The organism is Chitinophaga alhagiae (assembly GCF_003568665.1).
Classification (GTDB): domain Bacteria; phylum Bacteroidota; class Bacteroidia; order Chitinophagales; family Chitinophagaceae; genus Chitinophaga; species Chitinophaga alhagiae.
This window is the reverse complement of the sequence record NZ_QXMH01000004.1, coordinates 42,942-56,113: the sequence shown is the minus strand read 5'-3', so window position 1 is coordinate 56,113 and position 13,172 is coordinate 42,942. Positions and strand designations below refer to the sequence as shown.

At 52.5% G+C, this 13,172-nt stretch carries 12 protein-coding genes; 9 read left to right on the top strand and 3 right to left on the bottom strand.

The features are described from left to right. Positions 1–396: 396 nt before the first annotated feature. Both D3A97_RS19500 and D3A97_RS19495 read right to left on the bottom strand, forming a co-directional pair. Entirely contained in the window at positions 397–1,155 is a 759-nt protein-coding gene (locus D3A97_RS19500; protein WP_119080233.1) for a methyltransferase domain-containing protein, read from the bottom strand. Positions 1,156–1,179: 24 nt separating this feature from the next. Then, the gene (locus D3A97_RS19495) at positions 1,180–2,367 is read right to left on the bottom strand and encodes a glycosyltransferase family 2 protein (protein WP_198674085.1); all 1,188 of its coding nucleotides are present in this window, start codon (positions 2,365–2,367) and stop codon (positions 1,180–1,182) included. Between the two features lie 538 nt (positions 2,368–2,905). On the opposite strand from D3A97_RS19495, the gene D3A97_RS19490 reads away from it, so the two are divergent. The 7 genes from D3A97_RS19490 (at position 2,906) to D3A97_RS19460 (ending at position 9,636) form a co-directional block, all read left to right on the top strand. Further along, positions 2,906–3,286 carry a response regulator gene (locus D3A97_RS19490; RefSeq protein WP_119080232.1) on the top strand — a complete coding sequence of 127 codons (381 nt, stop codon included), beginning with the start codon at positions 2,906–2,908 and terminating at the stop codon, positions 3,284–3,286. Positions 3,287–3,397: 111 nt separating this feature from the next. Further along, the gene (locus D3A97_RS19485) at positions 3,398–4,477 is read left to right on the top strand and encodes a sugar transferase (protein ID WP_119080231.1); all 1,080 of its coding nucleotides are present in this window, start codon (positions 3,398–3,400) and stop codon (positions 4,475–4,477) included. A gap of 43 nt (positions 4,478–4,520) precedes the next feature. Continuing rightward, on the top strand, positions 4,521–5,429 hold the full coding sequence (locus D3A97_RS19480) for a glycosyltransferase family 2 protein (protein ID WP_119080230.1): 909 nt from the start codon (positions 4,521–4,523) through the stop codon (positions 5,427–5,429). A 10-nt stretch (positions 5,430–5,439) separates the two neighbouring features. After that, positions 5,440–6,462: an NAD-dependent epimerase/dehydratase family protein gene (locus tag D3A97_RS19475; protein WP_119080229.1), complete on the top strand. Its 1,023-nt coding sequence runs from the start codon at positions 5,440–5,442 to the stop codon at positions 6,460–6,462. Then, entirely contained in the window at positions 6,462–7,607 is a 1,146-nt protein-coding gene (locus D3A97_RS19470; RefSeq protein ID WP_119080228.1) for a glycosyltransferase family 4 protein, read from the top strand. The genes D3A97_RS19475 and D3A97_RS19470 overlap by 1 nt, the downstream gene beginning before the upstream one ends. Next, positions 7,604–8,815: a glycosyltransferase gene (locus D3A97_RS19465; protein ID WP_119080227.1), complete on the top strand. Its 1,212-nt coding sequence runs from the start codon at positions 7,604–7,606 to the stop codon at positions 8,813–8,815. Before D3A97_RS19470 ends, D3A97_RS19465 begins: the two co-directional genes overlap by 4 nt. A gap of 11 nt (positions 8,816–8,826) precedes the next feature. Further along, entirely contained in the window at positions 8,827–9,636 is an 810-nt protein-coding gene (locus D3A97_RS19460) for an FkbM family methyltransferase (protein WP_119080226.1), read from the top strand. 290 nt (positions 9,637–9,926) lie between these two features. Here the strand turns inward: D3A97_RS19460 and D3A97_RS19455 are convergent, their stop codons facing one another. Further along, positions 9,927–11,078 (bottom strand): hypothetical protein, encoded by a 1,152-nt coding sequence (locus tag D3A97_RS19455; protein WP_119080225.1) that lies wholly within the window; start codon positions 11,076–11,078, stop codon positions 9,927–9,929. Between the two features lie 121 nt (positions 11,079–11,199). Here D3A97_RS19455 and D3A97_RS19450 point away from each other — a divergent pair, with 121 nt between their 5' ends. Both D3A97_RS19450 and D3A97_RS19445 read left to right on the top strand, forming a co-directional pair. Continuing rightward, a complete protein-coding gene (locus D3A97_RS19450; RefSeq protein WP_119080224.1) occupies positions 11,200–12,723 on the top strand; it encodes a bifunctional GNAT family N-acetyltransferase/carbon-nitrogen hydrolase family protein in 1,524 nt (507 codons plus the stop codon). Positions 12,724–12,729: 6 nt separating this feature from the next. Next, positions 12,730–13,029, top strand: coding sequence for a thiamine-binding protein (locus tag D3A97_RS19445; protein WP_119080223.1), 300 nt, complete (start codon positions 12,730–12,732; stop codon positions 13,027–13,029). Positions 13,030–13,172 lie beyond the last annotated feature (143 nt).

Below are 13,172 nucleotides of genomic sequence, written 5' to 3'. Positions count from 1 at the left end.
GAGTGGTGGTTAAAAATATCAGGTGATTTACGCTGGGGTCTAGCGGTTCAAACGCAACCTTGAATAATACTGTAAATTACCAGTGGTTTGAGATAGGAGATGGTAAAAATTGTATCAGCTTTTTCCTAGTAAATGTAATTCGGTGCTAATGGCTTACTTACTGGTCAGGTATGTTTTAGATATACTAACCTGGAAAAAACCTGATGCAAGATATAAAGAAAAAACTAACACGCTCACAAAAAATTCGTAAAATCTATAAAATACCCGGTGAATTGACCGGTTCGGCGCGTGAACGTATAGAAATTTCCGGTATAAATATTTATATAAATAAATCGCTTCAATTAAAATTCCCGCTCATTTGTTTGTACCTGCCCAGCAGGTACAAAGCGGTTTGTGTCATTTGCTGCAAAGCTGTATCTCGTCTGTGCCAACCAGCCCGTAGCGTTCAATTTCGGCCTTGTTCAGCATATCGCTCACCCTGATGAAGTGGGTCTTGAGGCCCTGGGCCTGCAGCCGCTGTTCATAGTCGCGGCCATAGAAGCGCACGTAGTTGGGGTCTCCGAAGAGCCTGATCCTTTCCTGGGGGTCTTTGAGGGTCAGGTCTTCCAGGGTAACGGGCAGGTCTTCCCGCACGGGCACCTGTATAATGGCCTTGCCGCCCGGTTTCAGCACGCGGCGTATTTCCCGGAAAGCCTGCGCATCGTCCGGGATGCAGCTCAATACGTGGCTGCAGAGCACTACATCGTAGGTGTTGTCCGGAATATTGTTCATGTCCGTGAGGTCCAGGTAAATGGTATCGTCCGGGTAGGTATTTTCGTATTCGTCAATAAACTTGTCTCCAGCAGTATATTGTATGGCCGGGTCTTTCCGGAAACGTTTGTAATAGATCTCTTCCGGGGCCACGTGCAGCATTTTGATGCCGGGGAAAAGGAAATCGGGATGCTTTTCCAGGAAGAGCCAGAAAGTTCTGTCACGTTCATTGGAGCGGCAGCGGGGGCACTGGGCGGGGCGGCGGTTGTAACCCACTTCCAGGAAGCGGGCATATTTGCCTTTACAAACGGGGCATTCCACTTTATTGCCCTGGTAATACATGCCGCGCAGGCGGAGGTACACCGGCAGGGCTGTTTTTTTCAGAAGGTTCTTTACGGTACTCATTGTTGTATAGTATAATAATATGAATCAGGAAGATACGGTGGCCATGCTGCGGGAGGATTTTTCCCAGGCTGCGGACTGCCGCTTCCTGATATACCGGAAAAAGCCCTCAAAGATGGCTACGTTCATGAAAAGAAAATAGAAAGGTATATAAAATATCCGGACCCTTACTGCGCGGCTGGCCAATATATATCCAATGGCCGCCAGCCCGTAAAGGGCCAGCTGCGCTACCAGAAAGGCGGTAAACCAGGGGCCCGCGCCCATGGCCACCAGTGCCGCATTGCTCAGCAGCAGCAACGGCAGGCAGAGGGGGCAAAGCGTCCACCGCAGCACGCGGTGGGAAATGTACTGGAAAGACAGCAGCGGGTATTTAAATATGTTCAGCAGCGGCCTCAGCATCACAATAGACTGGAAGCCGCCGGCGCTGATGCGCACTTTCCGTTTATGCTCTTCCGTTATAGAGAAGGAGGGGGCTTCCATGGCGTAAGCGTCCGGCGCATAGGCAATACGGTAGCCGGCCATGTTGATGCGGAGGGAAATAATAAAATCGTCCAGCACCACTTCCGGCTCTACCGGCCGGAACAGCGCGGTGCGTATGGAGAACAGTTCTCCCGCCGCGCCTACTACGCTGTAGAGGGCCGCGTCCAGCTTTTTGAGCGCGGACTCGTATTTCCAGTATACGCCTTCCATGCCGGCCGCCCCGTCGTCTCCGCCGGCCACCACTTTCTTTTCCCCGGCCACGCCGCCGGTATGCGGATCTTCATAATGTTTTACCAGGTTGCGGATGGCGGCTTTGTTGAGCAGGGTATTGGCATCGCAGAAAACCACAATGGGAGTGCTCACCTGCTGCATGGCCCGGTTAATGGCCGCGGTTTTACCGCTGCGCTCGTGTTCATGTAATAATATAATGGAGGGGTAGCGGCGTATAATATCCGGCGTATGGTCCGTAGACCCGTCCGTTACGATCATTACCTGCAGTTTTTCCGCAGGGTAATCCAGCTCCAGCGTATTGTGGATCTTCTGTTCTATAAACCCGGCCTCGTTGTAGGCGGCTATGAGCAGGGTAACGGGCGGCAGCTCCGTGGCAGGCCAAGCCTTCCGGGGCGTCAGCAGGCGCCTGCATTGCACCAGGCACCAGGCCAGCAGCCCATATCCGGCATAACTGTAGAACAGGATGAAGAAACTGCACAAGAATATTATTATCAATAGTTTCATCTGTTAATATTTGTCTGTTCAAAGGCCAGATGGAACTTCGCTTTAGCTGTCCTGAAAATATTTGTCATGCTCAGTTTCATATAGTATGCGGCCGGGCCTTGGGGGTATTTGAAAAGCAAACTTATAAAACAATTTAATTACCAGTGTGCCCGGACAATACGCAAAGCAAAAAAAAATGATCATTTACTTCCAGATTCAAACCGTTTACCAAGAAAAACAGGCCATTTACCAATTTTAGATATTACAGAATGATTATTATTATAGTTTTACGCAAGATTTGAAGAAGTATTGAGTTTTTGCCTCTTATTATAAATAATTTGCTCAGATCAATATTTCTCTCTAATTTTAAAGCTCATACCATACTACCGAACCATCTCCTTTGAATTTCTGAACTGAATATTTTTAACCTTAACCCTTGGAACCGAAAGTCGTTATGCTTGAGGCGGACATGTCTTTGCCATTTTCCGCTCCTGCGTCCAGATTTTGACCTGCATCCTTATGTAAGAATCGATTCAGTGGTTAACGTTAAAAAGTTCAAATGAAAAAAACAATACTTATAATAGACGATAGCGAGCCGATCAGGTTTTTACTGGAAACTTTCCTGAGCAGAAAATACAAAGTTGTATCTGCAACAGATGGCTACAGTGCCATGCTCTGGCTTGCCAAGGGAAATAAACCCGATATGATCGTAACAGATATTCAGATGCCGAATATAGACGGTTGGGAGCTCATTGATCATTTAAACAGCAATGAGCTATATAATGATGTACCTGTGATAGTGCTGTCAGGCGTGGAAGCCCCGCGCGAGAGTGCTGCCTATAAAATCGTAGACTTCATCAGGAAACCCTTCGACCCCGTTAATCTGATGTCAACCATAGATAAGAACATGCAGCTGTCAGCCAGGGTGCTGACCGCATAAACCGAATACAACATCTTATTGCCGAATTTGTAAAGCCCTGAAATTATGATTTACAATTTGTCTCAAAGTTTACCTGTCACAAAGGAAAAAGCGCGATCCCGTGTCGTCACTATGCCTGCGGCTCACCAGGTATCCTTTAATTTATCTATTGGCGGTAGTGACGCGTACGATCATATTTTACTGAAAACGGGTGTACTGGCCATTACCACAGATGGCATTGCAGGAGTGAAGAGAGTGCTGCGCCGCCAGCTGCAGCCCAACGAGCTGCCGGGGTTCATCATTTTTAACCTGGATGAGCATGCGGATATTTTCAATGCTTTTGTGGAGTACGTGCGCAGCAGCAAAACGCTGAGCAAAGTTCCATTGTTTGTATACAAGAAAAAATTTGACCAGGCGGATAAAGACAGGCTGGCCACCACCGGTGGGATAGACGGTATTGTTACCCCGGCTACCACTTTTGAGGCGTTCACCAGCACATTGTCTTTTTCGCAAAAGATAAAACAACTGGCCGCCGCTGAAGAAGCCGGCTACCGGGCCGTTTATATACAAGATGCTTTTCGTTTAACCGGCCGCGTTGCCAAACGCGGTTTTGACATTGCCGTGGCCGGCGGCCTGCTGGTGGCCCTCAGCCCGCTTTTGCTGCTGATTGCCGCCGCCATCAGGCTGGAGTCCAAAGGCAATGTGTTCTATATTGCGCCCCGCGCCGGTAAACGTTACCAGATATTCAAATTCTACAAGTTCAGGACCATGGTAGCGGATGCGGACAAAAAAGTGAAAGAGCTGCAGCATCTGAACCAGTACGATAATAAAGATGACAAAAATGGCGCCGTGTTCTTCAAACTCTCCAACGATCCGAGAGTGACAAAGATCGGCGCCTTTTTAAGAAATACCAGCCTGGACGAAATTCCCCAGCTGATCAACGTGCTGAAAGGAGACATGTCCCTGGTAGGCAACCGGCCGCTGCCGCTGTACGAAGCGGCCACGTTGACTACCGACCGCTATGCGGAAAGGTTCATTGCCCCCGCGGGCATCACCGGCTTGTGGCAGGTGAAGAAAAGAGGGAAGAAGGAAATGAGCGTGGATGAACGCATTGGGCTGGATATAGATTACGCTAAAAAACATTCATTTTTTTACGACATGCGTATACTTGCCAATACGCCTGCCGCACTGATCCAAAAGGAGAACGTATAGGATACAGAGAATTTTACTAAAACACTGAATACTACTGAACACAATGGAACCACACTTGCAACCGCTGGTATCGATCATTGCATTGAATTACAATCAGACCAACGTTACCTGCGAATTTCTGGAGTCCACCAAATTGTTAACCTACCGGAACTTTGAAACAATTGTAGTGGATAACGGCTCTACCGTAAATCCTACGGAGCAGATGAACGCAGGCAAATACCCCAACCTGAAAATACTGCTGAGCGAAAAGAACCTGGGCTTTACCGGCGGCAACAACCTGGGCATGCAGCATGCCAAGGGCGATTTCATCTTTATCGTGAACAACGATACGGAGGTAACGCCTGACCTGATAGAACGCCTGCTGGAACCTTTCTTCAAAGATGACAAGATCGGCGTGGTATGCCCCAAGATCCGTTTTTTCCATCATCCCAATGTTATCCAGTACGCAGGTTTTCACAAAATGAACCTGCTGACCGGCAGAACGGGCGCCGTAGGCAGCCGGGAAGAAGACAAAGGGCAGTACGATGGCGAAGGCCCTACGCATTGCGCGCACGGCGCCGCCATGATGGTGAAACGGGAAGTGCTGGACAAGGTAGGCATGTTCGCAGACAAGTTCTTTATCTATTATGAAGAATCAGACTGGTCTGCCCGCATCATCCGCGCCGGTTATACCATTTATTATAACGGCAAAGGGCTGATCTACCACAAGGAGTCTATCACCATGGGCAAGGAGAGCGCCATCAAGGCGTATTATCATACGCGCAACCGCATCCTGTACATGCGCCGTAATACCAACAAGCTGCAGCTGACCAGCTTCCTGCTCTTCTTTACCTTTTTCACTTTTCCCAAATCTGTATTGAAATACACGGTGAAAGGGCAATTTGAGCACCTGAAATCTTTTCTGAGAGGTACGTTCTGGAACGTGACCAATTCAAGTTATTCAACTATCTAAAAACATCAACATGAAAATAAGATCTCTCGTTACCGGCGGCGCCGGATTCATCGGTTCCCATGTGGTGAGCCATTGCCTGAACATGGGGCACGAAGTTGTGGTGCTGGATGACCTGAGCGGTGGTTTTGAAGACCATATTCCCGCCGGTGCGGTGTTTGTACAAGGTTCCGTAACGGACGAGCAATTGGTGAGCAGCCTGTTTGCCGAGTACAAATTCGATTATGTGTACCACCTGGCAGCCTACGCGGCAGAAGGCCTTTCCCACTTCATCCGCCGGTTCAACTATAACAACAACCTCATCGGTTCCATCAACCTCATCAATGAGTCTGTAAAGTATAAGGTGAAATGTTTTGTGTTCACCTCTTCCATTGCCGTATACGGCGCAGGGCAGCTGCCCATGCGGGAAGATATGATCCCCACCCCGGAAGATCCGTACGGCGTGTCCAAATACGCGGTGGAGCTGGACCTGAAAGCCGCCCACGAAATGTTTGGCCTCAACTACGTGGTGTTCCGCCCGCACAACGTGTATGGCGAAAACCAGAACATCGGTGACAAATACCGCAACGTGATCGGCATTTTCATGAACCAGATCATGCAGGGTAAACAGCTCACGGTGTTCGGAGACGGGGAGCAGACCCGTGCCTTCAGCTATATAGATGACGTGGCCATTCCCATTGCGCAGTCTGTGAACCTGCCCGCGGCCTACAACCAGGTGTTCAACATCGGGGCGGACAAGCCTTACACCGTGAACGAGCTGGCAAAGGTGGTGTGCAGCTGCTTTGGCGTAACGCCAGACATCAACTACCTGCAGGCCCGTAACGAGGTAATGCACGCTTATTCTGACCATACCAAGGCGCATAGCGTATTTGGCAACGGTTCTGGCGTAACCCTGGCAGAAGGGATTGAACGCATGGCCAAATGGGCGCAACGGGTAGGCGCGCGCCAGAGCAAGGAATTTGATAACATCGAGATCAACGAAAAATTACCGCAGGGCTGGGCTCCCAAGGCCGCTACTGCCGCTACACCCGCATAATGCTGCCGCAAAGAAAGATACGCGTACTGCAAACCATCCGCCAGGGTCTCATTGGCGGCGGGGAAACGCATGTGCTGAGCCTGGTGGGAGAGCTGGACCGCAGCCGCTATGAGCCTGTGGTACTGTCTTTCACCGGCGGGCCCATGATAGAGCAGTTGCGTAAAATGGAGGTAGAACATTATGTGATACCTTCCCTGAAAGCATTTGACCTGGGGCAGTGGAAGAAAGTAAAGGCCCTGCTGGCGGAGAAGAAGATAGACATGGTGCATGCACACGGGTCAAGGGCGGCGAGCAACCTCTTTTTCCCGGCGCGGTCACTGAAAATACCCATGCTGTACACTATTCACGGCTGGTCTTTTCACGATGACCAGTCTTTCCCCGTAAAGTGGGCGCGCGTAATGTCTGAACGTTTCCTCACGGCCAACATGCAAAGGAACATTGCCGTGAGCGCGTCCAACTTCCAGACGGGCCGGGCGCATTTCCGCAACTTCCGCGCCACCGTGATCAACAACGGCATAGACCTGCAGAAGTTCAGCGCCGCCGGGGTACGCCACAACATCCGGCAGGAGCTGGGCATCCCGGCAGAGAACATCCTGGTGGGCTTTATTGCACGGATGACGGCGCAGAAAGATCCCCTCACCATGCTGCGCGCCTTTGCGCAGGTGCTTGACAGCCGGCAGAACATCACCCTGCTGATGGTGGGAGAGGGCGAGCTGGCAGCGGAAGCGCAACAGCTGGCCGCTGAACTGGGCATTGCCGGGCGCGTGGTGTTCCAGCCCTTCCGGCAGGATGTGCCGGAGCTGCTGGCGGCCACAGACATCTATTGCCTGCCTTCTCTCTGGGAAGGGCTGCCCATAGGGCTGCTGGAGGCCATGGCCATGCACAACGCCGTGATCGTTACGCAGGTGGACGGCTCCAAAGAGATCATCCGGCACGGGCAAAACGGGTGGATGATCACGCCCGGTAACAAGCATGAGCTGGCCGCCGCCATTACCGCGCTGGCAGATGACGCCGCGCTGCGCCAAACGCTGCAGCAGGCGGCCCTGGAAACAGTACGCAACGGCTTCAACGTAGCGGGCATGGCCCGGCAGGTGGAGCAGGTATATGCAGACATCTGGACAGCTAAAAACAAGGTACACGCATGACAACAGTTTTACACATCATATTCTGGATCATACAGGCGGCGCTGGCCTTCTACCTGCTGCTGCCCACCTTCTTCCTGCTGGTATACGGCATCAAACGGCTGCTGGGCCTGCAGGCCTCGCCCTACGCCAAAGCCGCCGCGCAGCCGCCTGCAAAGGAATACAGCTTTGCGGCCATCATTACGGCCCATAAAAGCCTGCAGCTGGTGCCGCCCCTGGTAGACTCGCTGCTGCGCCAGACCTACCGCCACTTCAAGGTATATGTGGTGGCGGATGCCTGCGAGCAGGTAGACGTGCAGTTCAACCACCCCAATGTGATAGTGCTGCAGCCGCCCGCCCCGCTCAACGCCAAAATAAAGTCCATTGACTACGCCATTAATAATTTTGTGGAAGCGCATGACGCGCTGATCATTTTTGATACGGACAACCTGGTGCGGCCTGATTACCTGGCCGTGCTCAATACCTACTTCAACCTGGGCTACCGCGCCGTGCAAACCAATATGCTGCCCAAAAACACCGGCAGCCTCATGTCTAAGCTGGATGCGGCAGGCAACCTGTATTACAACTTTGTGGACCGCCGCATGCGTATGGAGCTGGGCATGTCCGCCCACATCTGGGGCCTGGGCATTGCCATTGAAACAGCCTTGTACCGCTCCGTGGTATACAACAACTTCCTGGGCGGCTTTGATAAAAAGGTGCAGGCAGACATTGTAACACGGGTACCGGTGCTGGCCTATGCGGAAGAAGCGGTGGTATATGATGAGAAGATAGAAAGCGGTGAGGCGCTGGAAAAGCAGCGTACCCGCTGGCTGCATGCCTATTTCAAATACTTCCGCTACGCGTGGGACGTATTGTGGAAAGGGCTGCGCACGTTCAACTTCAACCTCATATTCTTCGGCCTGCAGCTCATGCGGCCGCCGTTGCTGCTGCAGCTGGGCGGGGCCTTCATTTGCCTGGCCATCAGCCTCTTTACCGGCGGAGCGCTGGCATGGGTAGCCATCATAGCCCTGTTCATCATTACCTTCTTTGCCATTGTAAGAGTGATGAGCAACGGTACGGAGATCGTGAAAGCGCTGCTGTACCTGCCTGTGTTCATGTACTACCAGGCGCGTGCGCTGCTGCGCATCAAAAAAGCCGGCAAAAGCTACCTCAAAACCGAAAATACACAGGTGGTGTATATAGAAGATATATTAAAACGCACCGGACACTAAACTGATTTTACATGAAAGACAACGCATATTACCCCTCCCTGAAGAACGTAGGAAAATACCAGAAGTACATCAGCTATTTCTGGGAATACGCCAGGTACTCAGACTGGAAGTCTATCCAGGCCGCTTGCCGGTACCTGGTATTCAACAAGCCCCCCAAACGCCCCTGGACCAGCCGCTCGGAGTTCGGTACCTTTTTTCTGCGCCCCGGCACTAACGATTTCCAGTTCATCAACTATGCGTATGAAAAGGAAGTGCATGACTACATCAAACAAAACCGCAGCAAAATAGACGTGTTCATAGACGTAGGCGCCTGCATTGGCGAGTACTGCGTATGGCTGGGCGCCCACAAGATCAGGTGCTTTGCGTTTGAGCCGGTGAACCACCAGGCCTGCGAGACCAATATAGACCTCAACAACGTACAGGAATATGTAACCCTTTTCCCCTGCGGCCTCGGCAGCAAGGAAGAAGTGGTGAGCTTTGACGTGAAAACGGTAGTGACCAGCTCCAGCACCATAGACCGCAGCGGCAAGGGCCGGAACAAGATACAGATCTCCACGCTGGATAAAATGATGGCGGGTACCAGCGTTACCCCGGAAGACCGCATTGTGATGAAGCTGGACATTGAAGGCATGGAGCTGGAAATGCTGGCAGGCAGCCGGGAGTTCATTACCAGCCACCCCCACATCGAAATAATTTATGAGCATACTTTTTCAGGCGATAACGAAATTGCCGAAAAGCTGCAGGAGTTCGGAGACTTTGAGTTCCGCCTGCTGGACGAAGTAAATATGCTGGCCACAAAGAAAGGGCCGGCCAGGAAATAACCAGACCCCCTGGTGTATTACAGATCGCAGGGCTGCCCGGTATCCAGGCAGCCCTTTTTCTATGCGTGGCCCGTGCTTTTGCGGAATATCATTTTAGCATGGCAGCAACACGGCCGCTTTCAGGGGCAGCCGGTTTCTATGCGTGGCCCGTGCTTTTGCGGAATATCATTTTAGCATGGCAGCAACACGGCCGCTTTCAGGGGCAGCCGGTTTCTATGCGTGGCCCGTGCTTTTGCAGCATATCATTTTAGCATGGCAGCAACACGGCCGCTCTCACGGGCAGCCGGTTTCTATGCAGGCCGGCGGGCAGCTATGCGCCCGGCGTACTCCCGCTCTATCATTTCCAGCAGCATGGGCAGCAGCACCAGCATGAGCGGAATCAGGTAGTACCGGCTTTCAGCCGCCATGGAGCCAATGAGGTGAACGCCCAGCCACACGGGCACCAGCGGCAGCGCCCATATTCTCAGCAGCATGGAGTTGTAACGGAAGCTGAGCAGGCAGGTGAGGGGCAGCATGCCCAGCACGCCGTATATCTCAAAATAGGTTTTTACCGCCTGGCCGCTGAGCAGGTTGAGCTTCAGCAGCCGCAGCCCCAGCGGCACCTGGTGTACAGAAACCAGGTCTGGCGGGCGGAAGCCGTAGTAGTTGCGGATGGCAAAGAAAATAACGAAGAACACGGCCAGGCTGGCCAGCGTTATGCCCCACACGCGCGGGGCCGGTATGCGCAGCCATGTCCAGCCAAAGAGCGGCTTCCCTTCCGGGCGCATCACCGCCGCGGCCAGAAAATAAAGGCCGGGTATCAGCAGGGCCGTTTCCCGGTTCAGGGCGCCCAGCACGGTAACCGGCAGTATCCACCAGTCGTTTTTCCGGTAGAGCACAATGCAGGCCATCCAGAGAAAAAGCACCAGGTCCATGTATGTATTGAAAGACAGATCGCTGTTGTGCGCGCCGTTGCCCATGCAGAAAGAAACAAACAGCAGCGCAAACCCCACCAGCCAGTTGCTGCGCGTAAAACAGGCAAACAACGCAAAGCCCAGCGCGTAGATGGCCGCATGCAGCGCCAGCCGGAAGGCAATAAAGATCAGCAGGTAAATAAAGGTCTCTTTATTGTTGAGCTGCGACTGGAAAACGGCCGTTTCGTCTTCCGCTTTCTTTTCATCAAAGTGAATGACCGTTTCCGCCGGTATCAGCTTGTCTATGCTGTGGTCATACGCCCATTTGGCGGACTCTATCAGCAGCGGGCAGAGAATGCGGTATTGCCAGGGGTTGAAGAACTCTGACCGGCCTTCCATGAACCGCACATGGCGCTCATATTGCTGGGTGCCGCGGGCGTAGTAATAGTTTTTGTAAATGGGATAAAAAGAAGCCAGCAGGAGGCTAATGATAATGATGGCTTTTTTGTACCAGGGGCCTCGGCAGGCGTCCTTTAACCGTTGAAACATGAGGTCTTGGCTTTAGTAATGATCAATTGCGGCTTTTCGGTAAAGGATGATGGCACCGGCGCACAAAAATAGTCTTTTTCCGAATATTCCTTAACTTTCCTCCTACGCAAAGGATATCCATATGGCAGAAGAAACAATAGAGGTGCGCCAGCTGACGGCTGAAGATTACCGGGATCTGAAAGAGTCCATGGTCAGCGCTTATGCAGACATGCCGGGCAGCTACTGGCGGGAGGGCACCATTCAGCGGCTGGTAACGCTCTTCCCGGAAGGGCAGATAGCCGTGGCCGTTAACGGCAAGGTGGTGGGCTGCGCCCTGTCTATTATTGTGGATTATGAAAAGTTCGGGGACGATCATACTTACGAGCAGATCACCGGCTACTACACGTTCAATACCCACAACCCCAAGGGAGACACGCTGTACGGCATAGAGGTGTTCGTTAACCCTGAATTTCGGGGCCGCAGACTGGCCCGCCGCCTGTACGACGCGCGCAAAGCCCTCTGCGAGCACCTGAACCTGGAAGGCATTGTGGCCGGGGGGCGCATTCCCAACTACGAGAAGTACGCCGGGGAAATGAGCCCGCGGGAATACATTGAAAAGGTGCGTGACAAGGAGATCTATGACCCTACGCTCACCTTCCAGTTCTCCAACGATTTTATTGTGAAGAAAATATTGCGGAACTACCTGCCCAACGATGCGGCCTCCAAAGGGTTTGCCACACTGCTGCAGTGGTTCAACATCTATTATGAAAAAGACCAGGATACTATCCGGTACAACAAGTCTACCGTGCGCATAGGCCTGGTACAATGGCAGATGCGCAGCTATGCCGGCATGCCGGGCCTGCTGCAGCAGGTGGAGTTCTTTGTGGATGCCGTGAGCGACTATGAGGCGGACTTTGTAGTGTTCCCGGAGTTTTTCAACGCCCCGCTCATGATGGAGTTCAACCAGCTTGACCCGGCGGCGGCCATCCGCGGGCTGGCCAAATACACGGAAGAGCTGCGCGAGGCCTTTTCGAAAATGGCGGTGTCTTACAACGTCAACATCATTACCGGCAGCATGCCTATTGTGGAAGACGAGCTGCTGTACAATATTTCTTACCTCTGCCGGAGAGACGGCACGTACGAGTCTTTCAAAAAGATACACCCTACGCCCAGCGAAGTGTATTCCTGGGGCATGAAGGGCGGTAACGAGATCCGCGTGTTTGATACGGACGCGGGCAAGGTAGGCATCCTGATCTGTTACGATGTGGAATTTCCCGAACTGTCACGCATACTGGCGGAGCAGGGTTTGCAGATATTGTTCGTACCCTTCCTGACAGATACGCAGAACGGCTACAACCGCGTGCGTTTCTGCGCCCAGGCGCGCGCCATAGAGAACGAGTGTTACGTGGCCATTGCAGGCTGCGTGGGCAACCTGCCGCAGGTGAACAACATGGACCTGCAGTACGCCCAGTCTGCCGTGCTCACGCCGTCAGACTTCGCCTTCCCTGTAACTGGCATCAAGGCAGACGCTACGCCCAATACGGAAATGATAGTAGTGGCGGATGTAGACCTGGTACTGCTTAAAGAACTGCACGCATTTGGAAGTGTGCAAAACCTGAAAGACCTTCGCAAAGACTTATACGAAGTAAAACTCAAGAAAAACTAGACCGCCATGCACCAACATACCGTGAACCTGGCCCTGCAAATAGTGCCGCAGGTAGCATCAGACAAAGTGTACGCCGTAGTAGACGAGGCCATTGCCGTAATACAAAGCTCCGGCGTAAAGTACCGCGTATGCCCCTTTGAGACCGTGATGGAAGGGCCGTACGACCAACTGATGGACATTGTGAAACGCGCGCAGGAAGTGTGTTTCAAAGCGGGAGCGGGGCAATTGCTGGTATACGTGAAGATCCAGAACAACCAGCATGCGGACGTGACCATTGAAGACAAAACGGGTAAATACGACGGCTGACAGCTGCCGGCCGATACGATCACCGGAAACATCTGGTAAAAATGCAGATCGTATTGCCCGGTACAACACAGTACCCGCAACAAAGAAGCGGGCCGGCGCTGGCGGGGGGGGGGGGGGGTTTTGGGGGGGGGGGGTGTTAGGGT